Annotated in this window: 23 protein-coding genes and 1 other RNA gene; 9 read left to right on the forward strand and 15 right to left on the reverse strand. The window is 70.4% G+C overall.

Features of this window, described 5'->3' with window-relative positions:
- Window positions 1–32: 32 nt before the first annotated feature.
- The 4 genes from ACSQ4M_RS11205 to ACSQ4M_RS11220 form a co-directional block, all read right to left on the reverse strand.
- Window positions 33–2,360 (reverse strand): molybdopterin-dependent oxidoreductase, encoded by a 2,328-nt coding sequence (locus tag ACSQ4M_RS11205; RefSeq protein WP_436193993.1) that lies wholly within the window; start codon window positions 2,358–2,360, stop codon window positions 33–35.
- The gene (locus tag ACSQ4M_RS11210; protein WP_436189610.1) at window positions 2,318–3,343 is read right to left on the reverse strand and encodes a Bug family tripartite tricarboxylate transporter substrate binding protein; all 1,026 of its coding nucleotides are present in this window, start codon (window positions 3,341–3,343) and stop codon (window positions 2,318–2,320) included. Before ACSQ4M_RS11210 ends, ACSQ4M_RS11205 begins: the two co-directional genes overlap by 43 nt.
- A 41-nt stretch (window positions 3,344–3,384) precedes the next feature.
- The gene (locus ACSQ4M_RS11215) at window positions 3,385–4,401 is read right to left on the reverse strand and encodes a M14 family metallopeptidase (RefSeq protein WP_436189611.1); all 1,017 of its coding nucleotides are present in this window, start codon (window positions 4,399–4,401) and stop codon (window positions 3,385–3,387) included.
- A 198-nt stretch (window positions 4,402–4,599) separates the two neighbouring features.
- Window positions 4,600–5,472 carry a LysR substrate-binding domain-containing protein gene (locus ACSQ4M_RS11220; RefSeq protein WP_436189612.1) on the reverse strand — a complete coding sequence of 291 codons (873 nt, stop codon included), beginning with the start codon at window positions 5,470–5,472 and terminating at the stop codon, window positions 4,600–4,602.
- A gap of 121 nt (window positions 5,473–5,593) precedes the next feature.
- Between ACSQ4M_RS11220 and ACSQ4M_RS11225 the strand changes: the two genes are divergently transcribed.
- From ACSQ4M_RS11225 to metC, 3 genes are all read left to right on the forward strand, one after another.
- On the forward strand, window positions 5,594–6,184 hold the full coding sequence (locus ACSQ4M_RS11225) for a hypothetical protein (RefSeq protein WP_436189613.1): 591 nt from the start codon (window positions 5,594–5,596) through the stop codon (window positions 6,182–6,184).
- A 69-nt stretch (window positions 6,185–6,253) separates the two neighbouring features.
- Entirely contained in the window at window positions 6,254–7,834 is a 1,581-nt protein-coding gene (locus ACSQ4M_RS11230; RefSeq protein ID WP_436189614.1) for a rhodanese-like domain-containing protein, read from the forward strand.
- 35 nt (window positions 7,835–7,869) lie between these two features.
- Window positions 7,870–9,042 carry a cystathionine beta-lyase gene (metC, locus tag ACSQ4M_RS11235; RefSeq protein WP_436189615.1) on the forward strand — a complete coding sequence of 391 codons (1,173 nt, stop codon included), beginning with the start codon at window positions 7,870–7,872 and terminating at the stop codon, window positions 9,040–9,042.
- A gap of 105 nt (window positions 9,043–9,147) precedes the next feature.
- On the opposite strand, the gene ACSQ4M_RS11240 is transcribed toward metC, so the two are convergent.
- Window positions 9,148–9,969 (reverse strand): IclR family transcriptional regulator, encoded by an 822-nt coding sequence (locus ACSQ4M_RS11240; RefSeq protein WP_436189616.1) that lies wholly within the window; start codon window positions 9,967–9,969, stop codon window positions 9,148–9,150.
- Window positions 9,970–10,104: 135 nt separating this feature from the next.
- On the opposite strand from ACSQ4M_RS11240, the gene pyrC reads away from it, so the two are divergent.
- The 5 genes from pyrC to ACSQ4M_RS11265 all read left to right on the forward strand — a co-directional run bounded on the left by pyrC (window position 10,105) and on the right by ACSQ4M_RS11265 (window position 14,422).
- Complete coding sequence (pyrC, locus tag ACSQ4M_RS11245; protein ID WP_436189617.1) at window positions 10,105–11,148, forward strand: dihydroorotase; 1,044 nt, start codon at window positions 10,105–10,107, stop codon at window positions 11,146–11,148.
- Between the two features lie 103 nt (window positions 11,149–11,251).
- A complete protein-coding gene (locus ACSQ4M_RS11250) occupies window positions 11,252–12,415 on the forward strand; it encodes an NYN domain-containing protein (protein WP_436189618.1) in 1,164 nt (387 codons plus the stop codon).
- Complete coding sequence (locus ACSQ4M_RS11255) at window positions 12,345–12,941, forward strand: DUF3025 domain-containing protein (protein WP_436189619.1); 597 nt, start codon at window positions 12,345–12,347, stop codon at window positions 12,939–12,941. The genes ACSQ4M_RS11250 and ACSQ4M_RS11255 overlap by 71 nt, the downstream gene beginning before the upstream one ends.
- A 66-nt stretch (window positions 12,942–13,007) precedes the next feature.
- On the forward strand, window positions 13,008–13,880 hold the full coding sequence (gene htpX, locus ACSQ4M_RS11260; protein ID WP_056662915.1) for a protease HtpX: 873 nt from the start codon (window positions 13,008–13,010) through the stop codon (window positions 13,878–13,880).
- 230 nt (window positions 13,881–14,110) lie between these two features.
- A complete protein-coding gene (locus ACSQ4M_RS11265; protein WP_056662919.1) occupies window positions 14,111–14,422 on the forward strand; it encodes a DUF4148 domain-containing protein in 312 nt (103 codons plus the stop codon).
- Window positions 14,423–14,483: 61 nt separating this feature from the next.
- Here the strand turns inward: ACSQ4M_RS11265 and ACSQ4M_RS11270 are convergent, their stop codons facing one another.
- The 8 genes from ACSQ4M_RS11270 to ACSQ4M_RS11305 form a co-directional block, all read right to left on the reverse strand.
- Window positions 14,484–15,101: a flavin reductase family protein gene (locus tag ACSQ4M_RS11270; RefSeq protein ID WP_436189620.1), complete on the reverse strand. Its 618-nt coding sequence runs from the start codon at window positions 15,099–15,101 to the stop codon at window positions 14,484–14,486.
- Window positions 15,098–16,123 carry an MBL fold metallo-hydrolase gene (locus tag ACSQ4M_RS11275; protein WP_436189621.1) on the reverse strand — a complete coding sequence of 342 codons (1,026 nt, stop codon included), beginning with the start codon at window positions 16,121–16,123 and terminating at the stop codon, window positions 15,098–15,100. Before ACSQ4M_RS11275 ends, ACSQ4M_RS11270 begins: the two co-directional genes overlap by 4 nt.
- 73 nt (window positions 16,124–16,196) lie before the next feature.
- Entirely contained in the window at window positions 16,197–17,882 is a 1,686-nt protein-coding gene (locus tag ACSQ4M_RS11280) for an NAD(P)/FAD-dependent oxidoreductase (RefSeq protein ID WP_436189622.1), read from the reverse strand.
- 123 nt (window positions 17,883–18,005) lie between these two features.
- Window positions 18,006–19,037, reverse strand: a complete 1,032-nt coding sequence (locus tag ACSQ4M_RS11285; RefSeq protein WP_436189623.1) for a J domain-containing protein — start codon at window positions 19,035–19,037, stop codon at window positions 18,006–18,008.
- Between the two features lie 14 nt (window positions 19,038–19,051).
- Entirely contained in the window at window positions 19,052–20,263 is a 1,212-nt protein-coding gene (locus ACSQ4M_RS11290) for a J domain-containing protein (RefSeq protein WP_436189624.1), read from the reverse strand.
- Window positions 20,260–21,177, reverse strand: coding sequence for a cysteine synthase A (cysK, locus tag ACSQ4M_RS11295; RefSeq protein WP_436189625.1), 918 nt, complete (start codon window positions 21,175–21,177; stop codon window positions 20,260–20,262). The genes ACSQ4M_RS11290 and cysK overlap by 4 nt, the downstream gene beginning before the upstream one ends.
- 72 nt (window positions 21,178–21,249) lie before the next feature.
- Entirely contained in the window at window positions 21,250–23,634 is a 2,385-nt protein-coding gene (locus ACSQ4M_RS11300; protein ID WP_436189626.1) for a TonB-dependent siderophore receptor, read from the reverse strand.
- 116 nt (window positions 23,635–23,750) lie between these two features.
- Window positions 23,751–25,025, reverse strand: coding sequence for a sigma-70 family RNA polymerase sigma factor (locus ACSQ4M_RS11305; RefSeq protein WP_436189627.1), 1,275 nt, complete (start codon window positions 25,023–25,025; stop codon window positions 23,751–23,753).
- A gap of 74 nt (window positions 25,026–25,099) precedes the next feature.
- Here ACSQ4M_RS11305 and rnpB point away from each other — a divergent pair.
- An RNA gene (gene rnpB / locus ACSQ4M_RS11310) (RNase P RNA component class A) lies at window positions 25,100–25,438 on the forward strand.
- Between the two features lie 31 nt (window positions 25,439–25,469).
- Here the strand turns inward: rnpB and ACSQ4M_RS11315 are convergent.
- Together ACSQ4M_RS11315 and ACSQ4M_RS11320 are read right to left on the reverse strand one after the other, a co-directional pair.
- Window positions 25,470–26,189 (reverse strand): RNA pseudouridine synthase, encoded by a 720-nt coding sequence (locus tag ACSQ4M_RS11315; protein WP_436189628.1) that lies wholly within the window; start codon window positions 26,187–26,189, stop codon window positions 25,470–25,472.
- Window positions 26,179–26,814, reverse strand: coding sequence for a flavin reductase family protein (locus ACSQ4M_RS11320; protein ID WP_436189629.1), 636 nt, complete (start codon window positions 26,812–26,814; stop codon window positions 26,179–26,181). Before ACSQ4M_RS11320 ends, ACSQ4M_RS11315 begins: the two co-directional genes overlap by 11 nt.
- Window positions 26,815–26,818: the final 4 nt, after the last annotated feature.

Here is a 26,818-nt window from a genome sequence, read left to right on the forward strand (position 1 = left end):
GGGAAGCGGCTGCTCGCCGCCATCCCCATCGGCTACTTGGGCGGGTCGAACGCCCGGATCGGTGGCAGCGGTCCGTCGAAGCGCTCGACCTGCACGGTGCTGAGCTGCCCGGCACAGCCCTGCGCCAGCGCCGAGGTGCCGAGGTCGCGCGTCAGCACATTGGGATTGCCGTGCACGCACAGCGGCAAGCCGCGCCCGTCCGTCACCGGGTCGTACCAGGCGCCGGTGGGCAGTTGCACCACGTCCTCGCGCATGCCGGTGTCCAGGTGGGCGCTGGCGAGGCAGGCGCCGACCTCGTTGAACAGGCGCACGATGTCGCCCTCGGCGATGCCGCGGGCGGCCGCCGCGCCAGGGTGCAGGGTGCAGACCTCGCGTCCGCGCCGTTTGCTGGCCTGGCTGTGGCCGCCGAAGTCGAGCTGGCTGTGCAGCTTGTTGTGCGGCTGGTTGGCCACGAGCCACAGCGGGTGCTCGGGCGTGGGCGCGTGGCGAAACGGCAGCCAGGCCGGATGCCCTGGGCAGTCGGCATAACCGAAACTCGCCACGGTGGGAGAGCTGATCTGCACCTTGCCACTCGGCGTAGGCAGTGGCGTGGCTTGTGGGTCCGCGCGGAACGCGCGCAACAGGCCGCCGTCATCGGGCAGTTGCGGCAGCGTGATCTCGCCACGCTCCCAGAAGGCGTCGAAGTCGGGCGCCTCCAGGCCGGCCTCGGCCAGGCCGGTGCGGGTGCGTTCGTACAGGTGTGCCAGCCACTGCCGTGCTGTGCGGTCTTCGCTGAAGGCGCTGCGGCAGCCCATGCGCTCGGCCAGGTCGCAGAAGATGTCGTAGTCGTCGCGCGCCATCGCATGGGGTTCGGCGATGCGGTGCATGGCCACCATCAACGGGTCGGTCGAGGTGGCGCCGATGTCCTCGCGCTCCAGCGTCATGGTGCAGGGCAGCACGATGTCGGCATGGCGGGCGGTCGCGGTCCATGCGCTTTCGTGCACGACGAAGGTGTCCAGGGTGCGGAACGCCGATGCCAGGCGCCGCAGGTCCTGGTGGTGGTGGAAGGGGTTGCCGCCGGCCCAGTACGCCAGGCGGATGTGCGGATAGTGGTGGCGCGTACCGTTGTAGTCGAAGGGCTGGCCCGGCTGCAGCAGCATGTCGGCGATGCGTGCGCAGGGAATGAAGTCGCGCACCGCGTTGCGCCCTTGCGGCAGCGCCGACGCGCCGATGGCGTTGTTGCGCTTGCCGTAGTGCGCCAGGGTGCCCAGTGCGTAGTTGTAGCCGCCCCCCGGCAGGCCAAGCTGGCCCAGTGCGGCGGCCAGTACGGCGCCCATCCACACGGGCTGCTCGCCATGTTCCGAGCGCTGCAGCGAATGCGAGACGACGACCAGCACGCGCTTGCCAGGCAAGTCGGCGGCCAGCGTGCGGATGCACGCGGCCTCGATGCCGCACAGCGGTGCGGCCCAGTCTGCGGATTTGGGACAGCCGTCGCTGCGGCCCATCAGGTAGTCCTCGAACAGCGCCCAGCCATCGCAGTAGCGGGCGATGAAATCGCGGTCGTGCCAGCCCTGGCGGACGAGCTCGTGCACCAGGGCCAGCATCAGCGCGGTGTCCGAGCCCGGCACCGCAGGCCACCAGTCGAAGGCAGCCTCGTCGGGCAGGTCGCTGCGCAGCGGGCTGATCGAGACGAAGCGGCAGCCGCGCGCGGCGGCGGCGTGCATGGATGCGCGCTCCACATGGCGGCTGATGCCGCCGGAGGCCACGCGCGAGTTCTTCAGCGCCATGCCGCCGAAGCACAGCACCATGTCGCTGTGTTCGACGATCTGCTCCCAGGTCACGTTGCGCCGCGCCACTTCTTCCATGCTGGCGATCACGTGCGGCAGCATGGGCATGGCAGCGCCGGCGCTGTAGTTGTTGACCGAGCGCACATAGCCGCCCAGCGCCGTGTTCAGGAAGCGGTGGACCTGGCTTTGCGCGTGGTGGAAGCGGCCGGCACTGGACCAGCCGTAGCTGCCGCCGAACACGGCTTGCGGGCCATGCTGCGCGTTCACGCGCCCCAGCTCCGCGGCCAGGCGGTCCAGCACTTCGGGCCAGTCCATCGGCACGAAGCGGTCGTTGCCGCGGCGCACATCGGGGCCGGGGCCGTTCTTCAGCCAGCCTGCGCGCACCATGGGCCTGGCCACGCGTGCCCGGTGGCGCAGCGCCTGGGGCAGGTTCTCGATGAGCGGGTTGGGATCGGGGTCGCCCGCGTGCGGGCGCACGCTCAGGCGCTGGCCATCCCAGGCCGCCGAGAACACACCCCAGTGGGCGCTGTGCGGCTTGAAGGCGGGGGAGCTCACTCGGGGCGGATGTTGGCCTTGGCGATCAGGTCGGCCCAGCGCGCGCGCTCGGTCGCCATGTGCTTGCCGAATTCGGCGGGCGTGCTGGAGATGGCCTCCATGCCGGCGCCCGCCAGTTGCTTCTGCACTTCCGGCAGCGCCATCACCTTCACCATCGCGCCGTTCAGCTTGTCGACGATGGCCTTGGGCGTGGCCGCCGGCGCCACCATGCCGTACCAGTTGGACAGGTCGTAGCCTGGCACCCCGGCTTCGGCCATGGTCGGCGTGTCCGGGAACAGGCGCGAGCGCTTGGCGCTGGTCTGGGCCAGCAGGCGCAGCTTGCCGCCTTCGATCAGCGACATGGCGGAGGGGTCGGAGAAGGTCACCGGCACCACGCCGCCGATCACGTCGGTCAGCAGCGGGGCTGTGCCCTTGTACGGCACGTGCATCATCTTCGTGCCGGCCAGCATGTTGAGCTGTTCGGCGGCAATCTGGCCGATGGTGCCGACGCCGCCGGAGGCGTAGTCGATCTTCGTGTCCGGCGCCTTGGCCGCGGCCAGCAGGCTGGCGACGTCCTTGTAGGGTGTCTGCGTGCCGGTCACCAGAAGGTTGGGCATGGTGACCATCAGGCTGACCGGTGCGAAATCCTTGGCCGGCTCGTAGTTGAGCTTGCGCAGCGAGGGCCAGATCGTGAACGAGCCGGGCGTGGCCAGGTACACGGTGTAGCCATCGGCCGGTTGCTTGGCGGCCCATTCGGTGGCCAGCAGGCCGCCGGCGCCAGGGCGGTTCTCGACGATCACGGTGCCGCCCAACTCCTTGGCCAATGGCACGGAGACGGCACGGGCCAGCACGTCCACCCCGCCGCCGGCCGGAAAGCCGACGACGATGCGCACGGGTTTGCCGGCTTCGGGCCAGGACTCGGCATGTGCGGCGCCGCCCAGCGCCAGCGTGCAGGCGGCGGCAAGGACGGCCACGCCGTGGACCATGCAGCGGCGGCGATCGGTGCGGGGCGAGGAGGATGGGGAGTACGGGGCGTGGGTCATGGCGTTGCGGACAGGACGAAGTTGACGAATCGGAAGAAGGTTCAGGTGCTGGCGAGCGGGCGGTCGGCCCATTCCCAGGCGACGAAGGCCAGGCGCTCGCCGGTGTGCACGACGGGGTCGCTGCGCAGGCCGATCAGCACGCCATCGCGCTGGAACGGCGGCACGGGCGTGAGGCTGCCGTCCAGGCCGAGCAGGTCGCCGATGGACTCGCCCGCGGCCACGCGGTCGCCGGCCTGGCAGCGCGGCACGAACAGCCCGCCGTCGTCGGCCGTGATCCAGCCGCGCCGGCTGACGGTGCGCAGATGCGCCGTGCGTTCGCCTGCGGGGCCGGGCAGGATGCCCATCTGCCGGGCCAGCGTGGCGAAGCCGGTCTCCGCCAGGGCGACGTTGGCGGGCTGCAGGCGGCTGCCGCTGCCCAGCTCCAGCATGAAGGCCAGCGTGCCGGCGGCCAGGCATTGGTAGTCGAGCGCACCGGCGATGTTGCCGGGCAGTTCGCCCTTGCCGCCCACGTCCTGCCGGCAGGCCAGGCGCGGGTGGAAGCAGGCCATCGCAGCCAGCAGCGCTTCCTCGGCGATGCCGCTGTCGGGATGGTGCTTGTAGACGGTGTAGGGCGGCGCGTCGAACAGCGGGTTCATGGTGTGCAGGTTGATGAGCACGGTGGCCACGCCCCGCACCTCCTGCATCAGCGCGTGCGCCACGCGTTCGGTGACCAGGCCCTGGGCGTTGCCGGGGTAGCTCTGGTCCAGGTCCAGCTCGTCGTAGGGGTTGCGCTTGCGCCGCGCGTCCAGCGCCTGCGGGTTGCCGGTGGGTGTCACCACCAGGTGGCCCGACATGGCCTGCGGATCGAGTGCGCGGGCGAAGCGCAGCGCCGCCACCATGCCGTTGATCTCGTCGCCGTGCACCTGACCGTGCAGCCACAGCGTGGGGCCGGGCCGCGCGCCGCGCACGCCGACCCAGGGCAGTGCCACCGGCGCGCCGGATGCCATCGAACCCACACGCAAGCTGCCGCTGGTGCGCGCCGCGCCGCCTGCTGCCAGCCAATCACCGATCAATCCCATGTGCTTCTCTTCCGTCGACGGCGCGGGCCGTCGTTGTGTTGCGGATGAGCTCATGCTAGGTCGCGGTGGGGCGACTGACCAATTAGTTCATTGGCAAAAAATATAAGCAATGCTGAACCGTTTCAGGTCGAGCACTGGCCTGGTGCGGGCTTGCACCAATGCGGTTGCGCGAAGCGCGTGGATGGTGCGGGCCTGGGCTCAGCGGACGTGTTCGACCGGCGGCAGGCGCAGGCGGTCGCGCAGGTTCTGGAACACCTTGCGCGTGACCGGGTTGACGACATTGCTGCGGATGTAGAGCCAGTAGACGAGGTCCGGCAGGCTCGGCATGCCGTCGGCCAGACCGAGCACGCGCAGACCCCCGTCGACCTGTTCCACGCCGCGCGCGGCGACGCCCAGGCCGGCGCGCAGCGCGGCGCGGATGCCCATCACGCTGGAGGTGGTGGTGCGCGGCGTCCAGGCGATGCCGACGGCATCCAGCGCCTCCTGGCTCATGCGGCGGAAGATGCTGGGCCCGTCGGTGGTGATCAGTGGAACGGGCTTGGACAGGTCGTGCACGTACGAGGAGGCGCACAGCCACACCGTCGGCGAGCTGCGCAGCACCACGGCCTCGACGCCGTCCTCGGCCCGGTTGCTGATGGTCATGTCGATCTCGCCGCGCTGCAGCTGCTCCATGAGGAAGGGGCTGCGGCCGAGCCGGATGTCCAGCTGCAGCATCGGCGAGTGCCGCGCGATCTCGGCCAGCACCGGCGGCAGCAGCGTGTCCGCCACGTCGTTGGAGGCGCCGATGCGCAGCACGCCCTGGAGCTGGTCCTCCTGCAGGTTGCGCATGGCCTCGTCGTTGACCGACAGCAGGTGCCGTGCGTAGACCAGCAGACGCTGGCCGTGTGCGGTCAGACGCTTCTGCCGGCCCTGCTTCTCGAACAGCGGGTGGCCGACCTGCTCCTCCAGCCGTTGCATCTGCTGTGTGACGGCCGATTGCGTGCGGCCGAGCTGGATGGCTGCCGCCGCGAAGCTCTCGAGCGTGGCGATGGCCGATAAGGTGCGCAGCAATTCCAGGTCGAAGGTCCGCATTGCTTCAATTTTATTGATGGATTTTCTGGCTGCGCTAAAGATTTGGGCGGGTGGCGGGGGCCTACAGTGCGGGCAGGGCGATCGGCAAGGCCGACGCGCCAACCACCCCAAGGAGATGTGCATGACCCCCGTGAACGAACAACGCGACCAGGCCGTGGCCGACGCCATCGGCCAGATGAAGCAGACGCTGGGCGGCGACGCGCCCTCGCGCGAACGGCTGGAACAGGTGCTGGCCGCCCTGAAGGTCCTGGCGGCGCAGACCGCGCTGTGGCAGGGCGATACCTATGCCGCGCCGGAGCCTGGCACGCACCAGGCCCGCTACATGATCCAGGAAGACCCCGACCAGAGCTTTGCGCTGTACCTGAACGTGATGCGGCCCGGCAACCGCATCGTGCCGCACAACCACACCACCTGGGCCTGCATCGCCGCCGTCGAGGGCACCGAGCTGAACCGTGTCTACGAGCGCACCGACGATGGTTCGGTGCCGGGCGTGGGCACGCTGCGCGAGACCGCGCAGGTGATGGTGGCGCCGGGCGCAGGCATCGCGTTGATGCCCGAGGACATCCACTCGGTGGAGATCCCCGGTGAGCAGGTGATCCGCCACCTGCACATGTACGGGCGCGCGCTCGAGACGCTGACCAGCCGCACGGGCTATGACCTGCAGGCCGGCACCTGCAAGACCATGGGCATCGGCGTCCAGACGCGCCGCTGATCCGCAGGCGGGCCCGGCCCGCTCCCTTTTTGCACCACCGCCAGGCCTGGCCGCCCGGCGCGTACTTCCATGACCCGCTTGATTTCCGCAGAGACCCTCAAAGCCTGGCTGCACGACGGCCAGGAGATCGCCGTGCTCGACGTGCGCGAACACGGCCAGTACGGCGAATCGCACCTGTTCTACGGCACCTCCGTGCCGTTCAGCCGGCTGGAGCTGGAGATCTTCCGCCTGGTGCCGCGCCGCGGCGTGCGTGTCGTGGTGTACGACAGCGGCGAGCCCGACACCGAAGGTGTCGCCGCGCGCGCAGCTGCACAGCTGCGGCGGCTGGGCTACACCGCCGTGCACCAGCTCGACGGTGGCACGCGGGCCTGGAGCGCGGCTGGCTACGTGCTGTTCGCCGGCGTGAACCTGCCTTCCAAGACCTTCGGCGAACTGGCCGAGCACACCTACAACACGCCGCGCGTGAGCGCCGACCGGCTGGCCGGCATGCTGGCCAGCGGCGAACCTGTGGTGGTGCTGGACGGCCGGCCGATCGGCGAGTTCCGCAAGATGAGCATCCCCACTGCGACCTGCTGTCCGAACGGCGAGCTGGCCTACCGCGTGCATGCGCTGGTGCCCGACGAGAGCACGCCCATCGTCGTCAACTGCGCCGGCCGCACACGCAGCATCATCGGCGCGCAGACGCTGATCAACCTGGGCCTGCGCAACCCCATCTATGCGCTGGAGAACGGGACCCAGGGCTGGTTCCTGGGTGACCACCGGCTCGAGCACGGTGGCACGCGCCAGTATGGCGCGGGCTCCGGCAGTGCCGTGCTCCAGGACGCGGCCGAACGCCTGGCGCAGCGCTTCGCGGTGCCGGTGGTCGATGCCGACCAGGTGCGCGCCTGGACACAGGAGACGCAGCGCAGCCTGTTCTTGTGCGACGTGCGCACGCCCGAGGAGTTCGCGGCCGGCACGCTGCCCGGCGCGCAGCACACGCCGGGAGGCCAGTTGATGCAGGCAGCCGACCAGTACGTGGGCGTGCGTGGCGCACGGCTGGTGCTGTTCGACGACGATGGCGTGCGCGCGCCCACCGTGGCCAGCTGGCTGGTGCAGATGGGTCATGACGCCTGCGTGCTGCGGGGAGGCCTGGCCAGCGGCCTGGTCCTGCCCACCCCGGCCGTGCCCGCCGTGGCCGCGCTGGACACCATCGATGCCAGCGAGCTGCATGCGCTGGTGGAGCGCGAGGCAGTCGCGGTGTGGGATGTGCGCGCGAGCGCGGCGTTCCGTGCCGCGCACCTGCCCGGCGCGCGCTGGTCGATCCGGCCACGCCTGTCCGCCCAACTGGCCGCGGCCGCGCGCCCGGTCGTGCTGGTGGCCGACGACGCCGGACAGGCCGCCTGGGCGGTGGCGACGGAATGGCCTGCGGGCCTGGCGCTGCCGCGCCTGCTGCGCGGCGGCATGACCGCCTGGCGCGAAGCCGGCCTGCCCGTCGAGGCGTCGCCGAACCTGCCCCAGGATGCCGAGTGCATCGACTTCCTGTTCTTCGTGCACGACCGGCACGACGGCAACAAGGAGGCGGCGCGCCGCTACCTGGCCTGGGAAACCGGCCTGGTGGCGCAACTGGACGCGCAGGAGCGCGCTGCGTTCCGCCTGCCGCAGGCGCAGTAAGCTGCCGCGGCCCCTTCACCTGTCGGACCCTGCCCATGCACACCCACACCCGATTGCTCCACGCCGGCAGGTCGCCCGCCTGGGAAGGCGGCGCGGCCGTGAACCCGCCGCTGGTGCGCGCCAGCACCGTGCTGTTCGAGGACACGGCGCACCAGCGCGACATGCGCGAGCGGCGCGGCCGCGAGCGCATCTTCAGCTATGGCGCGCGCGGCACGCCCACCACCTTCGCGCTGGAAGACATCGTCAGCGAACTCGAAGGCGCCTACCGTACCAAGCTGTTCCCCACCGGCCTGGCCGCGATCGGCATGACCTTGCTGGCCTACCTGAAGCCCGGCGACCATGTGCTGATGTCCGACAGCGTCTACGAGCCGGCGCGTGCGCTGGTGTCCAGCTTTCTCGATCCTTATGGCATCGCCTGCAGCTTCTTCGCCGCCGATGGCAGCGACATCGACGCCGGGTTCAGGCCCGAGACCCGGCTGGTGTACGCCGAATGTCCGGGTTCACTGGTCTACGAGCTCTGCGACCTGCCACGCATCGTGGCATTGGCGCATGCACGCGGTGCGCTGGTGGCGGTGGACAACACCTGGGGCTCGGGCCTGCAGTACCGGCCCCTGGCGCTGGGTGCCGACATCTCGGTCATGGCCGCCACCAAGTACCTTTCGGGCCACTCGGACGTGATGATGGGCACGGTGGCCACCACGCAGGGCGCCTGGGCGCCGCTGGCAGCGCGCAGCGACGCCTTCGGCATGACCGTGAGCCCCGACGATGCCTGGCTCGTCATGCGCGGCACGCGCACGCTGGCCGCGCGGCTGCGCTTGCACGAGGCGCATGCGCTTACGGTTGCGCGTTGGCTGCAGCAGCGGCCCGAGGTGGCCACCGTGTTCTGCCCCGCGCTGCCCGAGCATCCGGGCCATGCCCTGTGGCAGCGCGATTGCAAGGGCACCAACGGCCTGGTGTCGTTCGAATGGCAGCCAGGCACCGACGGTGCGGCCGTCGACGCCTTCATCGACAGCCTGCAGCTGTTCGGTCTCGGTGCGTCCTGGGGCGGCTACGAGAGTCTGGTGACGGCGGCCAACATGCAGAAGGCGCGCAGCGTGACCGACTGGCGTGCGCGCGGTCCGGTGCTGCGCCTGCACATCGGCCTGGAGGAGCCGGCCGACCTGATTGCCGATCTGGGGCAGGGTTTCGCGCGGATGGCGGGCGACTGAGGTTCTCGCGGGCTCGGGCCTGCTGCGGCCAGGGCCTGGCACGCGCGCATCGCCCATTTCACTGCCGGCGCCGATGCCGTTCGGACGAGGCCCGGCAGCACAGGCTCAGAACGCGATCGTGCTCGAGATCGCCCGTGCGCACTCGATCAGCATGGGCGCCAGCTTCTTGCGTGCATCCTCCATGGTCCAGCGGCTGGTCGGCGGCGACAGGTGCAGCGCGCCGACCGGCTGGCCCTGGCGGTCCACCAGCGGCGCGGCCAGGCCCATGTCGCCCAGGAACAGCTCCTCGCAGTTGGTCGCGTAGCCGACCTGGCGGCACTGGCGCACCTGCTCGAGGATGGCGTCCACGTCGGTCAGCGTGTACTGCGTGCGCGCGGCGCGCTGCGAGGCCTCCAGGATCCGGCGCACCTCGTCGTCGGGCAGCATGCTCAGGTAGGCCCGGCCGCAGCTGCTGCAGTACATCGGGATGCGCATGCCCACGGGCGTGAACACCGGGATGTGCTTGGAGGTGGTCAGCTGCGCGAGGTACAGCATGTCCTGGCCCACGGGCTCGGTCACGTTGGCGGTCTCGCCGCTGGCATGGGTCAGCTGCGCCAGGTAGGGGTGCGAGACCTGCACCAGCGGATGGCCCACCAGGTAGTTGGCGCCGATCTCCATGGCACGCGGCAGCAGCTGGAAGCGCCGCGTGCGCGGGTGCTTGCCCACGTAGCCCAGCACCTGCAGCGTGTGCACGGTGCGCTGGGCGGAGCCCTTGGTCATGCCGGTCAGCTCGGCCAGTTCGGCCAGCGTCAGCGTGCGGTGTGAGGCGTCGAAGGCGCGCAGCACTGCCAGGCCTTTTTCCAGCGACTGGTTGAACAGGGGGTCGGCGGGCCTGGCTTCGGCCCGTTCGACGGGCGGAGGGGCCGCTTGCTTGCGTGTTGTTGCCATCGGATGTGTTGCCGCACCAGCGTGCCGCATCGGTGTTCCGACATGGTGCGTGCGATGGAGTTGTGGTGGATATCGATGATCGATTCTATGAATGCAGCAAATTCCGTGCGGGCGGCGATGGGAGAATCCGCCCCCATGCACGCAACCACCGACACCCTGACGCTGACCCGCCCCGACGACTGGCACCTGCATCTGCGCGACGGCGAGGTGCTGCGCACGCTGGTGCCGCACAGCGCGGCGCAGTTCGCGCGCGCCATCGTGATGCCCAACCTGCGCCCGCCCGTCACCACGACCGAGCAGGCGCTGGCCTACCGCGACCGCATCCTCGCGGCCGTGCCGCAGGGCGTGGCCTTCGAGCCGCTCATGACGCTGTACCTCACGGACCAGATCGCGCCCGATGAGATCCGCCGCGCCCGCGCGGCCGGCATCGTGGCCGCCAAGCTGTATCCGGCCGGCGCCACCACCAACAGCGATTCCGGCGTGACCGGCCTGCGCACGGTCTACCCCGTGCTCGAGGCCATGCAGCGCGCCGGCATGCTGCTGCTCGTGCACGGCGAGGTGACCGACCAGACGGTGGACCTGTTCGACCGCGAGGCCGCCTTCATCGACCAGCAACTGATCCCGCTGCGCCGCGACTTCCCCGAACTGAAGATCGTGATGGAACACATCACGACGCGCGAGGCCGCGCAGTACGTGGGCAGCGCCGGCGCGCACACGGCCGCCACCATCACGGCCCACCACCTGCTCTACAACCGCAACGCCATCTTCACGGGGGGCATCCGGCCGCACTACTACTGCCTGCCCGTGCTCAAGCGCGAGACGCACCGCGTGGCGCTGGTCGAGGCAGCCACCAGCGGCAGCAACAAGTTCTTCCTGGGCACCGACAGCGCACCGCACGCAGCGCAGCTCAAGGAGCACGCCACGGGCTGCGCGGGCTGCTACACCGGCCATGCCGCGCTGGAGATGTACGCCGAAGCCTTCGACAAGGCCGGTGCGCTCGACAAGCTGGAAGGCTTCGCCAGCTTGCACGGCGCCGACTTCTACGGCCTGCCGCGCAACCAGGGCACCGTGACCCTGCGGCGCGAGGAATGGACCGTGCCCGACAGCTATGTCTACGGCGAGGCCAACCTCAAGCCGCTGCGGGCCGGCGAGGTGCTGTCCTGGAAGGTTGTCGCGTGAGCGCCCGGACGAGGGGCCCCGCCTGCGGGGATCGGCCCAGCACACGCGACAGGGACGCCGACCACGCGGCGCTGGCGACGACGCAACCGGACGGAGGCGTCGCGTGAGCGCCGTCGTCCCGCCCGGCCCCGTCGCCCTGCTGATCGACGCCGACAACCTGTCGGCCCCCGAGATGGTGGCCCAGGCGCTGCGGCACCTGACCCAGCTGGCCGGCCCCGTCGGCATCCGCCGCGCCTACGGCAGCGCCGAGAACCTCAAGGGCCTGGCCGGCGTGCTGCGCGAGTTCGCGTTCCACCTGTGCGTGAACCTGCCGCTGGCCAAGAACACCACCGACATGGCCCTGGCCGTGGACGCCATGGACCTGTGTGCCCGGTACGCGCCCGGCGTGCTGGCCATCGGCACGGGCGACGCCGACTTCGCGCCGCTGGTGCTGCGCCTGCGCGAGCGCGGCGTGCGCACCGTGTGCTTCTCGCAGGCCAACAAGATGTCGCCCGAGGTGCACGGCTTCTACGACGAGGTGGTGCTGCTCGGTGCACGGCGCAGTGCCTCTGCGAGCGCCGCGCCGGTGCCGGCACCGGCGCCAGCCCGCGCGCCGATCTCCGCACCGGCGCCAGCGCAGGCACCTGAAGCTGCACCTGCACCTGCACCTGCACCGGCCCGCAAGATCGCCGCCCGCAAGACACCGGCGCGCAAGACCGCCGCCAAGACGGTGGTCGAGACAGTGTCTGCACCTGCACCTGCACCTGCACCTGCACCTGCACCTGCACCTGCACCTGCACCTGCACCTGCACCGGCGCCGGCGCCGGTTGCGGTACCAGCTCCCGTACCAGCGCCAGCACCGGCATCGGAACCAGCACCCGTCTCGGCGCGCGCGGCCGCCGCCAAGACGGTGGTCGAGACAGTGCCTGCACCTGCACCTGCACCTGCACCTGCACCTGCACCTGCACCGGCGCCGGTTGCGGCACCAGCCCCCGTACCAGCGCCAGCACCGGCATCGGAACCAGCACCCGTCTCGGCGCGCGCGGCCGCCGCTGCCGCCAAGGAGGCCGAGCTCAGCGCCCGCGTGCAGGCCCTGCTGCGCGAGATGCCGGGCGTGGTCGAAGGCCAGGAGGTCGACTTCGGCGAGGTTGCCAAGCGCCTGCGCGAGTCCAAGCTGCTGGGCCGCCAGGCCGTGATGTCCAAGTTCCTCAAGAAGCATGTGCCGGGCGTGGAACTCACGCCGCAGGCGCAGCCGCGCAAGCTGCGCTGGGCGCCCGGCCAGGCCTGAGCTGCAGCCCCATGCCGCGCAGGGCCGCGCGCGTGCCTGCCCCCACGCGGCCGAGACTGCGCGGCTGGGCGCCGGCCCGCGGCGCGGTCCGCTGCGCGACGCGATGACGCTGTTCGACGAGAACGGTGCCTTGCTGTTGGCCCCACACCGCATGTGGGATGCGCTGCGTGCGCGCGACTGGCGTGGCCTCTTCGTCACGCGCCGCTGGCAGTGGCGGGGCGCCCGCCTGCTGGTCTTCGGCCATGGCCTGCTGGAGCAACTGCAACACCCGCGCAAGCCGCTCACCGCCCATGTGCTGGCGGCTCCGTTTGCTCTTGATTCGATAGCGTACATCGACCGCAGGCTGGCCGCTGCCATCGATGCGCACGCGTGGGCCGCGAAGCCGTTCGTGCCGCTGCCGGTGATCGGCGTGCCAGGCTGGTGCGCAGGGAACGCGCACGAATCCTTCTATGATGATCCGTTTGTTTTTCGCCGCGCCGGCCGTTCAGACACACCACAACAAAGGACATTGCAGGCGGCGGCTTGAGCTTGTGCACACTGCCCCCATGTGCGCAAACGTAGCCACATGAACAGAGGGTCCCCCGGAGAATCCATGAAACGCATCGTCTTGTTTGTCCTCACCAACCTCGCCGTCGTGGTGGTGCTGGGCGTCGTCGCCAGCCTGCTCGGCGTCAACCGCTACCTCACGGCCAACGGCCTGAACCTGGGCGCGCTGCTCGGCTTCGCGCTGATCATGGGCTTTGGCGGCGCGATCATCTCGCTGCTGATCAGCAAGCCCGTGGCCAAGTGGAGTTCGGGCGTGCAGGTCATCGACGGCACGGGCTCGGCCGACGAGCGCTGGATCGTCGAGACCGTGCGCAAGTTCGCCGACAAGGCCGGCATCGGCATGCCCGAGGTCGGCATCTTCCCGGGCGACCCGAACGCCTTCGCCACGGGTGCGTTCAAGAACTCGGCCCTGGTCGCGGTGTCCTCTGGCCTCCTGCAGAACATGACGCGCGAAGAGGTCGAGGCCGTGATCGGCCACGAGGTCGCCCACATCGCCAACGGCGACATGGTCACCATGACGCTGATCCAGGGCGTCATGAACACCTTCGTGGTGTTCCTGTCGCGCGTGATCGGTTACGCGGTGGACAGCTTCCTGCGCAAGGGCGACAGCGAGAACTCGGGCCCTGGCATCGGCTACTGGGTCACGACCATCGTGCTGGACATCGTGCTGGGTTTCGCCGCCGCCATCATCGTGGCGTGGTTCTCGCGCCAGCGCGAGTTCCGTGCCGACGCTGGCGCTGCGCAACTCATGGGCCGCAAGCAGCCCATGATCAACGCGCTGGCCCGCCTGGGCGGCCTGCACACGGCCGAGCTGCCCAAGAGCGTGGCCGCCTTCGGCATCGCCGGTGGCATCGGCCAGCTGTTCTCGACGCACCCGCCGATCGAACAGCGCATCGCCGCGCTGCAGAACGCGCAGTAAGCGCGCCGCGCGCTGGCAAGGGAGCCGCCTTCGGGCGGCTTTTTTTCGGGCGTTTGTTTCTCTCGCAGAAACGATCCATTGCGCAACGCCTGGTTTTTCTTTCGAGCCGCGACTTCCACAATTCAACCCATCGATGAGACGCACACAAGACGACTCATCGAGACGCGGCAGACATGGGGTCTGGCCTCGCCGAATGAGAAGTCGCATCCATCCACCGAAAGGAATCCATCATGAACAAGTTCATCGCCTCCGCTCTGATCGCCGCCGCCGGTTTCGCAGCCGCCCCCAGCTTCGCTGGCGACAACATCAGCGGTGAAGTCGGCTACGTGCCCCAGGTGAGCTCTGCGAAGAGCAGCCTGACCCGCGAAGCCGTGCGTGCCGACTACCTGCAAGCCGAGCGCAACGGCACGCTGCCTGAGTTCGGCGAAGGCGCCGACACCGGTGCCGTGGCCAGCGCCAAGAGCAACCTGACGCGCGACGCCGTGCGCGCCGAAGCCGTCTACGCCGTGCGCCACGGCCAGCAACTGGGCGGCGAAGTCTGAGCTTCCTTGCACCATGACAAGAGCCGCCCTCGGGCGGCTCTTGTCGTTGGGGCGAGCGGTTTCAGCGTGGCCGGCGCATCAGGAATTTTTCACCCAGCGCGAAGTAGTCGGCCGGGCCGCCGCCACGCAGGATGGGCTGGCCGGCGGCCGTGTCGTAGATGCCGTTGACGAGCAATGAACGCGCGATGTGGATCTGCACCACCTCGCCGAGCACCAGCCAGGTGTCCACAGACTGGCCGTTGGCGTCCTGCAAGCGGATCAGCTGCGACAGCTTGCATTCGAAGGCCACCGGGCTCTCGCCCACGCGCGGCGGCGCCACGCGCTGCGAAGCCACCGGTGTCAGTCCCGCCAGTTCGAACTCGTTCACGTCGGGCGGCACGGCGGCGCAGCTGGCGTTCATCTGCTCGGCCAGCGGCCGCGTGGCCAGGTTCCAGACGAACTCGCCGGTTTCCTCGATGTGGTTCAGCGAGTCCTTGCGGCCGATGCTCGCGAAGCCCACGATGGGCGGCACATAGTTGAACGCGTTGAAGAAGCTGTAGGGCGCGAGGTTCACCTGACCGCCTGCGCCGCGGGTGGACACCCAGCCGATGGGCCGCGGGCCGACGATGGCGTTGAAGGGATCGTGCGGCAGGCCGTGGCCTCCGCGCGGTTCGTAGCTGTGCAGGTCGGTGTGGATCATGGTGTTGGCAGGGGAGTGCGCGGCGCAAGCCGCAGGGTTTCGCCGATGGCGGTCACGCAGAAGTCCGCGGTTGTCAGGCCCGCAGCCTGCAGCATCTCGGCCAGCTTGCGCGGCGGCTCGTCCAGCGGTTCGTTGGTCAGCTTGAAGGTGCCCCAGTGGATGCCCAGCGAGCGCTTGGCGCCGAGCTCCTGGTGGATGCGCACGGACTCCTCGGGGTTCACATGCTGCGGCGCCATGAACCAGCGCGGCTCGTAGGCGCCGATGGGCAGCAGCGCGAGGTCGAAGCCGCCGCCGTGCGCGGCACTCTGGCGTTCGGCGAAATGCGCGCGCGTGTCGAGGAAGTTGCTGGGCGAGTAGCCCGTGTCGCCGCCGAAGTACAGGTGCATGTCCGGCGCCAGCACGGCGAAGCCGCCCCACAGCGAGGCCATGCGGTCGCCCAGCGTGCGCGAGGACCAGTGGCGCACCGGCGTCAGCGTGAGCTCCACGCCGCGCAGCCGTTCGGTCTGCCACCAGTCCAGCTCCACCACCTCGGCGATGCCGCGGCGCGCGAACCAGGCCTTGAGGCCCAGCGGCACCACGAACAGCGGCGGGCCGCCGGCCTGGCGCGCGAGCGCCTGCACGGTGGCCACGTCCAGGTGGTCGTAGTGGTTGTGCGAGACCAGCACGAGGTCGATGGGCGGCATCTGCGCGGGCGCGATGGCCGGCGGCTGCGCGCGCTGCGGACCGCTGAACGTGAACGGCGAGGCGCGGTGGCTGCAATGCGGGTCGGTCAGCAGGTTCACGCCGCCGAACTGGGCCAGCACGGTGGCATGGCCCAGCCAGGTCACGGCCGGTGCGATCGCGCCGCCGCGGTTGCGCGCGAGGAAATCCAGGTCCACCGTCTGCGTGGGCGTGGGCTGCGCGGGTGCCTGCTGCTCGCGCCGGGCCTGCCATTGCCAGCGCAGCACATCGGCCAGGCCGCGGGCTTCGAAGGCCTCGGTGTTGCGGAACCGGCCGTCGGCGCCGCGCGGCGCGCCGGTCACTGAAGCCCCCTTCGGCCTGCGGCCTGTCCCCCCGAGGGGGAGCGAGCTTGCTTGGGGCGGCCCGGCGCTGCGCTCATGCGGGTGCCAGTGCGCGGGCCACGGCCTCGGCCACCTTGAGCCCGTCCACGCCGGCCGACAGGATGCCGCCCGCGTAGCCTGCGCCTTCGCCGGCCGGGTACAGGCCCGCCAGTCCCACGCACTGCAGCGTGTCGGCGTCGCGCTCGATGCGCACGGGGGCCGAGGTGCGCGTTTCCGCGCCGGTCAGCACGGCGTCGGCCAGGTCGTAGCCCGGCACCTTGCGCGCGAAGGCCGGGAAGGCTTCGCGCATGGCGGCGATGGCGTAGTCCGGCAGCAGGGGGGCCAGGTCGGTCAGGTGCACGCCGGGTTTGTAGCTGGGCTGCACCTGGCCGAGCTGCGTGGACGGCCGGCCGGCGAGGAAGTCGCCGAGCAGTTGCCCAGGCGCGCTGTAGTCGCTGCCGCCCAGAACGAAGGCCGCCGACTCGAGCCGGCGCTGCAGCTCGATGCCAGCCAGCGGGTGCGGCTTGCCCTGGGCTTCGGCGGGCACGTCCAGGTGCTGGTAGTCGGTCGGGAAATCGGCTGGCGTGATGCCCACCACGATGCCCGAGTTCGCATTGCGCTCGGCGCGCGAATACTGACTCATGCCGTTGGTGACCACGCGGCCGGGCTCGCTGGTGGCCGCGACCACGGTGCCGCCCGGGCACATGCAGAAGCTGTAGACCGAGCGGCCGTTGCTGGCGTGGTGCACCAGCCGGTACTCGGCCGCGCCCAGGGCCGGATGGCCGGCGTGCCGGCCCCAGCGTGCGCGGTCGATCAGGCTTTGTGGATGCTCGGCGCGAAAGCCGATGGAAAACGGCTTGGCCTCCATCGGCGCGCCGCGCTGGTGCAGCATCTCGAAGCTGTCGCGCGCGCTGTGGCCCAGCGCCATGACCACGTGGTCGGCGCGCTGTTCGTAGGTGGCGCCGCTGGCCTGGTTCAGCACCACCAGGCCGCGCAAATGGCGGCCATCGGGGCCGTCCTGCACCGTGAGGTCCACCACCTTGTGCTGGAAGCGGATCTCGCCCCCCAGCGCGATGATGTCCGCACGCATGTTCTCCACCATCTTCACGAGCCGGAAGGTGCCGATGTGCGGGTGCGCTTCCCAGAGGATCTCCTCGGGCGCGCCGGCCTTGACGAACTCCTGCAGCACCTTGCGGCCGAGGAAGCGCGGGTCCTTGATCTGGCTGTAGAGCTTGCCGTCGGAGAAGGTGCCGGCGCCGCCCTCGCCGAACTGCACGTTGGACTCGGGGTGCAGCTCGCGCCGGCGCCACAGGTCCCAGGTGTCCTGCGTGCGTTCGCGCACGGCCTTGCCGCGCTCCAGCACGATGGGCGCCAGACCCATCTGCGCCAGCGCCAGCGCCACGAAGATGCCACAGGGGCCGAAGCCCACGACCACGGGGCGCAGCGTCGGCGGCTGGGCCAGCTGCACGGGCAGGTGCCAGGTCATGTCGGGCGTGGGCGCCACGTGCGGCTTGCCGGCCAGGCGGGCCAGCACGGCGGCTTCGTCGTGGCCGGGGGCCAGGGTGACATCGACGATGTAGACCAGGTGCAGGTCGGCCTGGCGCGCGTCGATGCTGCGCTTGAAGACCGTGTGCGCGGCGATGGCGTCCAGCGGCAGCGCCAGCTTGCCGGCGAGGGCTTCGCGCAGGGCGGCGTCCGCGTGGTCCAGCGGCAGCTTGAGTTCGGAGATACGGATGGGCATGTCCTTGTGGCCCGTGGTGATCGGGCATGGGTCAGGGAGGACGCGGATGATACGGGGCCCCTGCAGTGCCCGCAGGGGCCGGCGCGCGGTCGACTGCTCCAGCGTGGGGTTTTGGGCCGGGGTCTATGCGCGCTGCTCGCGCAGCCACTGCTTGAAGAAGCGAGGGTCTTCCAGCTCGCCGCGCTCCCATTGCCAGTAGGCGATGTTCTGCTGCAGCGCGCGCGCCTGCTCGCGGATGGCGCGGGTGATGCGCGTGGCGGTCGGCTCGGCGCCATGGCCCAGGCCGAGTTGCGTGCGCAAGCCGCGTTCCGTGTCGGCGGTTTCCTGGCGCAGCTCGTCGAGCTGCTCGGCCAGCACCATGTTGTAGCGGCGCAGCGCGGCCTCGCCCATGGCCGCGATGCTGCGGGTGTCGATCTGCTCGACTTCCAGCTGCAGCTGCAGCTGCAGCAGCTCGAGCAGATTGCGCGCGCCGTAGGCCACGTTGACACGCTGCATCAGCGCGGTCTTGCGCGCGCGCTGGGCATCGTCGGGCGCGCGGTCGGGGTGCAGCGCGCTGGCCAGCTTGCGGTAGACGGCGCGGAGGGTCTGGCTGGCGTCCTCGGGCTGCGGTGCGGCCGTCATGCGCTGGCGGCGGCTGGCGGCCTTGTGCTGGGCGCGGTGGCGCTCGCGCTGCCGGGCGGCGTCGGACTGGGCGGCTTCCATGCGTTCCCACTCGGCTTCCCAGTCGTCGGCGGCGGGCGCTGCGGCAGATGCGCTGGCAGACGCTGGCTCGCCGTCGTCCTCATCGGGCAAGTCTGTGTCGTCTTCTGCGTCCTGGTGCCGGGCGTGGATGGCGCGCAGCTCCGGCTCGTCGCCCTGGCGCAGCAGGCTGGCGGCCAGGTCGCGCACCAGCGCGTGCAGGATGTGCAGGTCGCTGCGGCCCAGCTCGCCGGCATGGGCGGCCTGGTCCAGAAAGCGCAGCAGGTCCAGGTCGATGGCGCGCTGGCTGGCCAGGTGCGGCGCGAGCGCCGCAGCCTGCTGCTGGTGAAAGTCCGCGCTGGCCTGCTGCCAGCGCTGCAGCAGCGCACGCTGCGCGGCGATGGCGTCGGTCAGGCGGTGGAATTCCAGCAACTGCGGCGCCTGGCCGGGGTCGGCGGTGGTGATGAGATCGGCCACGGGCTTGTGCGCGGTCAACGCCCGAACAGGCTCAGAAAATCGTCATCCTCCCGCTGCGCCTGCTGCGCCTGCTGCGCCTGCAGCGCCTCGCGCTGCATCCTGAGCCAGCGCTTGAAGGTGGGCAGATCGTCCAGCAGCGTCAATTGCTGGCGCAGTTGGTGCGTGTCCATGGTGAGCTGGGCGATCTGGTGGCGCAGCATGTCCGCCAGCCGCGTGGGCTTGAGGCTTTGCAGCGCGTGCACGTTGAACTCCAGCACGAACCGGCCTTCGATCTCCGCCACCTCGTGCTCCAGCTCGTCCAGCTGTTCGGCCAGCACGTGGTTGTAGTGCTTCAGCCGCTCGGCGCTCAGGCTGGCGAGTTGTCCGGGATCGATCTGCTCGGCCTCCAGCTGCAGTTGCAGCAGGTCCAGCAGCCGGTTGTTGGCATAGGCCTCGTTGACGCGCTGCATCAGCGCCGTCTTGCGCATGCGCTCGGCCGGGTCGGTTTCGCGGTCGGGGTGCAGCGCACTGGCCAGCTTGCGGTAGACCTCGCGCAGCGACTGGCTGGCCTGCTGGGCCTGTTCGGCGGCCTGCTGTTCGCGCTTGCTGGGCTTTTTGGGCGCGCGCTGCGACGGGTCGGCCGAGGCCTCGGCGTCGGCGCGCTGCGCCTCGGCCTGCAGCTTCTGCTCCAGGTGGCGCATCAAGTCGTCGGGCGAGTTCAGGTCCACGTCCTCGGGAATGTCGATGCCGAACATCTCGCGTGCCATCTCGCGCGCCATGGCTTCGCCCTCGGCGCCGTCGTCGTCGTAGTCGCTGCCGGCGTGGTCGTTGTAGCGCTGCTTCATCTCGGCGCGCAGGGCTTCGTCGGGCGCGCTCTCGGCCAGCGGGCCGGCCAGATCGGTGATCAGCTCGGCGATGGTGGCGCGTTCGGTCTTGTTCAGGCCCTTGCGGCTGGACGCCGCATGCAGCACGCGCACCATCTCCACGCTGAGCACGCGGTAGTCGGCCAGCAGTGGCGTGAACTCGCGCTCCCGCCGCTCGCGGTACAGCGGCAACGCCAGCTCCCACTCGGCCAGCAGCTCGCGCTGCTGGGCGATGCGCTTGACGAGGTTGTTGAACTTCTTCTGGGCCGGCGACAGCTTGGCCGCCGCCGGCTGGGCGATGGCCAGCGAGCGGGCCGTCAGCACTTTTTGACCTTCGCCTGCGGCTGCGGCGCGAGCGTCTTCGGGCGGCCGGGCGACGCTCATGCCGGCAGGAAGCCTTCGATCGACAGGTAGCGCTCGCCCGTGTCGTAGTTGAAGCCCAGCACCTTGGCGCCGGCCGGCAGCTCGGGCAGCTTCTGCGCGACGGCGGCCAGCGTGGCGCCCGACGAGATGCCGACCAAGAGGCCTTCTTCGCGCGCGCAGCGGCGCGCCATCTCGCGCGCGGGTTCGGCGTCGACCTGGATCACGCCGTCGAGCAGGGCGGTGTCCAGGTTCTTGGGGATGAAGCCCGCGCCGATGCCCTGGATCGGGTGCGGCGCAGGCGCGCCGCCGGAGATCACGGGCGAGGCCACGGGTTCGACCGCGAACACCTTCAGCTGCGGCCACTTTGCTTTCAGCACGCGCGCGCAGCCCGACAGGTGGCCGCCCGTGCCCACGCCCGTGATCAGCGCGTCCAGGCCGTCGGGGAAGTCGGCCAGGATCTCCTGCGCCGTGGTGCGCACGTGCACGTCCACGTTGGCCGGGTTCTCGAACTGCTGCGGCATCCAGGCGCCGGGCGTGCTGGCCACGATCTCCTGGGCGCGCGCGATCGAGCCCTTCATGCCCTTCTCGCGCGGCGTGAGTTCGAAGCTGGCGCCATAGGCCAGCATCAGGCGGCGGCGCTCGACCGACATGGAATCGGGCATCACCAGCACCAGCTTGTAGCCCTTGACGGCCGCCACCATGGCCAGGCCCACGCCGGTGTTGCCCGAGGTCGGCTCGACGATGGTGCCGCCGGCCTGCAGCTGGCCGGACTTCTCGGCGTCCTCGACCATGGCGAGGGCGATGCGGTCCTTGATCGAGCCGCCCGGGTTGCTGCGCTCGGACTTGACCCAGACCTGGGCCTGGTCGCCGAACAGGCGGTTGATGCGGATGTGCGGCGTGTTGCCGATGGTGTGCAGGACGTTGGCGGCTTTCATGGCAATGGCTCCTGGTTGGTGTGCGTTGCAGCAGGGCATTTTCTGCCGAAACGCCCACCGCCCGGGAGAGGCCTACCAGCGGTAGCTCGCGCTCACGATGGCCTTGCGTGCCTCGCCGTAGAAGCAGCCATAGGTGCAGTTGGCGATGTAGGTCCTGTCGGCCAGGTTGCTCACGTTCAGCGCCAGCTTCCAGGGGCCGGTGGCGTAGCTCACCATGGCATCGAACACGGTGTAGGCCGGCACGGAAGCGTTGAGGAACGCGAAGCCCGTGGAGCTGCCGACGTAGCGCACGCCCCCGCCGACCGTGAGGCCCGGCAGGCCCAGTTCGCCGAGCCCATAGTCAGCCCAGACCGAGGCCTGGTGCCGCGGCGTGAAGGGGCTGCGCGCGCCGATCTCCGAGGCAGTGTTGCTTTTCGTGGTCTTGGCGCTCGTGAACGCATAGGCCGCCAGCACCGACAGGTTGCGCGCCACGCGCGCCTTGGCCTCGAACTCGAAACCGCGGGCGCGCTTCTCGCCGGTCTGCACCTGGTAGGCGATGTTGACCGGGTCCAACGTCAGCACGTTCTGCTGCGTGAGCTGGTAGACGGTGGCGCTGACCAGCGTCTCCGAGCCCGGCGGCTGCCAGCGCAGGCCCAGCTCGAACTGCTCGCCTTCGGTGGGCTTGAAGCGCTCGCCGGTGCGGCCCAGGCCCGCGGCCGGTTCGAAGGACTGGCTGAAGCTCGCGAACGGCGCCAGGCCGTTGTCGGCCAGGTAGACCAGGCCGGCGCGGGCCGTAAAGGCGTTGTTCTTTTCGGATGTCCAGACGTCGTCTCCGACGATGGGCGAGGTGGCGTTCTCGGTCCAGTCGTAGCGGCCGCCCAGCAGCGCGACCCAGCGGTCGGCGACCTTGACCTGGTCCTGCACGTAGATGCCCGTGCGCTTGAGCTTGCGGTGTGCGGCGTAGAGGCTCTCCTGCGGGTCGACCGGCGTCGCGCCATAGGTCGGCGCGAAGATGTCGAAGGCCGGCAGGGCCAGGTCATGGCGCGCCACGCGCTCCTTCTGGCGCGTGTGGTCCAGGCCCACCAGCGTGGTGTGGCGCAGCGCGCCGGAGCCCCACTTGAGCTCCAGGCTGGTGTCGGCTGTGAACGCGCGGGCCCGCGAGGCACTCTGGTCGAAGCCGCGGCTGGTGATGCGCTGGTCTGCGTCGGCCAGGTCGTAGTGGTAGGTGTAGTCGTAGACCACGTGGGCGTTGTCCAGCCGCACGTTCTGGCGCAGCTTGACCTGGTCGGAGAACGCATGCTCCAGCAGGTAGCCGATGGAGCGGGCCTGGTCCTGGTAGCGGTCGGCGCCGGGTTCGCCGATGAACGTACTGCGCGAGAGCCGGCCATGGTTGCTGGGCTTGACGGTGCCGATGGCCGGCAGCGCGTAGATGTACTTGCTCTCGGTCTCCTTGTACTGGGCCAGCACGGTCAGTGAGGTTGTGGCCGAGGGGCGCCAGGTCAGTGCCGGGGCGAGGAAGGTCCGGTTGTCCTGCACGTGGTCGACGAAGCTGTCGCTGTCGCGCAGCAGGCCGGTGAGCCGGTACGACCAGTCGCCGTCTTCGCTGAGCCTGCCGCCGAAGTCGGCCGAGACCTGCTTGCGGTGGAAGCTGCCCAGTTCGAGGTTCAGTTCGCGCAGCGTCTCCTGCGTCGGGCGCTTGCTCACGGTGTTGATGATGCCGCCCGGCGCCGCATTGCCGTACAGCACCGAGGCCGCGCCGCGCAGCAGTTCGATGCGCTCCATGCCGTAGGGCTCCTGCTGGCCCTGGTAGAGGTTGCTGCTGTACTTGGTGCCGTCGCGGTAGAGGCTGCCGCTCTGGCCGTCGGCCTGGAAGCCGCGCAGCACGAAGCTCTCGGTGGCGCGGCTGGACTCGCGCACGGCCACGCCGGCCGTGTAGGCCAGCGTGTCGGCCAGGCTCTGCGCCTTCTGCGCTTCGACCTGGACGGCGGTGACGATGGAGATGGACTGCGGGGTCTCGATGAGTGGCGTGTCGGTCTTGGTGCCGGTGGCGTTGCGCCGGGCCAGGTAGCCGTCGACCGGCCCCGTGGCGGTCTCGCGGGCGGCATCGGCCGTCACGGTCACGGTGGGCAGGGCGGTGCTGGAACTGGCAGGCGTTTTCTCCACCACCAGCGTGCCACCGACCACGCGCGCGGCCAGGCCGGTGCCCTGGAGCAACTGGGCCGCAGCCGCAGCCACGCCCAGGCGCCCCTGCACGGCACGGCCCGGCACGCCTTGCACGAGCGCGGGCGGTGCCAGCAGTTGCAGGCCGGCGTGGCGCGCCAACAGGTTCAGCGCCTGGTCCAGGGGCTGGGCCGGGATGGCGAAGGTGGTGGCTGGCGTTGGGGCGTCCTGGGCCTGGGCCAGCGGCGCGCACAGGGCGGCACAGGCCAGTGCGGCGGCGCGCAGCCGAACAGGAAGGCGGATGGTGCGTGAAGGCATGCGGTGCTCTCGTCGGGTGTCTCGGTCACGAACGGCCCGGCGCGTCCACGTGGGACATGTCCGGGTTCCTGGTGGTTGAGACGAACGGGGGACGCAAATCCCTCAGCGCCATCGCGTCAGGGGCGGCGCGTGATGACGATGGGGCCGTCTGGACGGTCGACGCCATCCACGCGCACGGGCAGGCTGCCGGGCAGGAGGCGCAGCCAGCCGCTCGCATCGGCGACGCGCACGCGGCCGACCACGGGCAGGTCGGCCGCGTCGGGTGCCACGCTGAGCGGGCGCGGGCTGTAGCGTGCCAGGCGGGCCACGGCTTCGCCCAGCGGTGCATGGTGGAAGTCGAGCCAGCCGGTACGCCAGGGCGCGACCTCGTCGACGCTGGACGTGGTGCTGATGTCTTGCGCCGCATTGACGTGGGCGATGTCGCCAGCGCCCAGCACCCGCGTGGCGCCGCTGGCGCTGCGCAGTTGCACGCGGCCGGACTCCACGGCCACGCGCAGGCCGTCGGCGCCCAGGTCCACCGCGAAGCGCGTGCCCAGCACCGTGATCTGGTGTCCCAGCGCCCCGACCGTGAAGGGCCGGGCCGCGTCGTGCGCCACGTCGAAGAACGCGCTGCCGGCCAGCAGCCGCACGCTGCGGCGGCTGGCGAAGAACGCTACCTCGGCGCGGCTCGCGGCGTCCAGCGTGAGCCGGCTGCCGTCAGGCAGGGTGTGGACCTGGATACGGCCTACGGCCGTGGCCAGCACTGCTTCGAAGATCGGCAGCGTGCGCCGCCAGGCCTGCCACAGCCCCGTGCCGGCTGTCAGTCCAGCCACGCCCAGCAGAGCCGACAACGCGCGCCGCCGGCCGCGGCGCGCGGGCACGGCGGCGTCTCCGCGCCAGCGGTGCAGCGCGGCCTCGACACCGTCCATGGCGCGCATGACTTCGCGCTCCACGGTCTTGACCGAGATGCCATGCTGCGCCGCGAGTTCGGCATGGCTGGCGCCTTCCAGCCGGTCGGCCAGAAAGATGGCCTGGCTGCGCGCCGGCAGCTGCTGCAGGGCGTTCGCCACGGCGTCGAGTGCCTGCCGGTGGCTGAGCCGCTCGGCCACATCGACCGTGCGGGGCTCGGGCGGCGGGCCGTCCGTGGCGGCGAAGCGCTCGGCACCGCGCTGGCGGCGGCGCAGGTGGTCGATGGCGATGCTCTCCGCCACGGCGTAGACATAGGCGCGCGCCACCGGTGGTGCGTCAATGCCGGGGCTGCCCGTGCGCTCGGCCAGCCGCAGCCAGGCGTCGTGCGCGAGTTCGCGTGCGTCCTGCGCGTTGCCCGTGCGCCGCGCGATGAAGCGCACCAGATCCTGGTAGCTCTCCTGGAAAGCCTTCAGCAGCGGGGCGGGGGACAGTTCGGCGGTCATGGCGGCGCGCGATTATTATCGAGAATTGTTCTCATCTTCTGGCGCTGCATGCGTGCGGCGATAATCCGCGCCGTGAAGCCCGCCAGGCCGTCGCTGGTGCAATCGCCGAAAGGCCGCACTGGAGGAACGTCCGGACTGCACAGGGCAGCGTAGGAGCTAACGGCTCTCCACCGTGAGGTGAGGATCAGAGCAACAGAGACGAGTCCCGGGGGAGTGCCGCAAGGCAGACCACTGGGGGTGAAACGGGCAATCTCTACGCGCAGCAATACCAAATAGGCCAGCGTTGATGTGGCTCCGCGGAGCTGGCGGGTAGGTAGCACCGAGCCGTCTGGTGACAGACGGCCCAGATGAATGGCGGTCACACCGGGGGCAACCCCGGTGCACAGAATCCGGCGTATCGGCGGGCTTCACACTTTTCATGCGCGGCGCCGCCGCGGCGGCGCTTCAGAAACGTTCGTCGGGATGCAGGTAGCGCCATTCGCCCGGCGCCATGCCGGCCAGCGGCACGCGGCCCAGGCGGATGCGGCGCACACCCAGGATCTTGAGCCCCGCACGCTCGCACATGGCACTGACCTGGCCCGGCTGCGGGCCCTTGATGGCGAAGCGCAGCACCGTGCGGCCTTCGCGCTGCGAGCCGACGCTCACGCGCGCCGGCCGCATGCCTTGCAACGCCTCGGGCGTGACCTCGCCCTGCACCTCGACCTGCAGCTCGTGCTCCAGGATGCCGGCGTCCTCGATGAGCTTGCGCTCGATGCCGTGCACTTGCGTGAACACCACCAGGCCGCTGTCGCGCGTGCCGAGCGGGGCCACGTAGTGCTGGTCCAGCAGATGCCGGGGCAGCGGCCGCAGGCCGGAGCGGTCGGTGTCGCTGCGGCGTGCGCCGGCCAGCGGCGCGGCCGGGTCGATGTCCATGCCGGCGGGCTTGTGCAGCACCACGGTGACGGGCGGCACCGGTTCCGGCCTGGCGTTCTTCTCGATCTCCACGCGCTGCGCGGGCAGCACCCGCATCTGCGGGGACAGCGCGACCGTGCCGTCGACGCGCACCACGCCGTTGTCGATCAGCAGTTCGGCGTCGCGGCGCGACCAGCCGCCCTGGGCGGCCACGCGCTTGGCCAGGCGCACGCCCTGGGTCTCGTCGTCGGGAAGATCGGAATCAGATTTCATCGATGGGTGTGGTCGTGGCCGGCGCGCTGGCGCTACCCTCCAGCGAAAACCGCTCGCGCGTGTTCACGTAAAAGCTGGCACCGAAGCGCGCGACCGGGAAGTAATCCTGCAATCGTACGCGCCATGTGGCGGTGTCGATCAGCCCTTCGCGCGCATGCAGCCAGCGCACCTGGCCGATGAAGATCTGCCGGCTGGCCGTCTCCAGCAGTTCGTGCAGCGTGCATTCGAAGGCCACGGGCGCCTCCACGATGCGCGGCGGCTTCACGCGCTTGCAGGGCGCGGCCGTCAATCCCACGGCCGCTAGCTCGCTCACGTCGGCCGCAAAGGTCTCGCCGCAGCGGTGCATCTGCTGGGCCATGGCCTCGTCGGCGATGTGCACCACGAACTCCTTGTTGGCCACGATGTTCTGCGCCGTGTGCTTGAGCTCGCCGTCCTGCAGCCGGTTGATGCTGACCATCACGATGGGCGGCTCCTCGCCCAGCATGTTGAACATGCTGAACGGTGCGGCATTGACCACGCCCTCGGCGTTCACGGTGGTGATCAGCGCGATCGGCCGCGGCACGATCAGGCTGGCCATGAGCTTGTAGCGCTGGTATTCGGTGATGGCGGAGAAATCGATGTCCATGGTG

Origin of the sequence: Pseudorhodoferax sp. LjRoot39, assembly GCF_964253035.1 — a bacterium.
Taxonomy (GTDB): Bacteria; Pseudomonadota; Gammaproteobacteria; order Burkholderiales; family Burkholderiaceae_C; genus Pseudorhodoferax.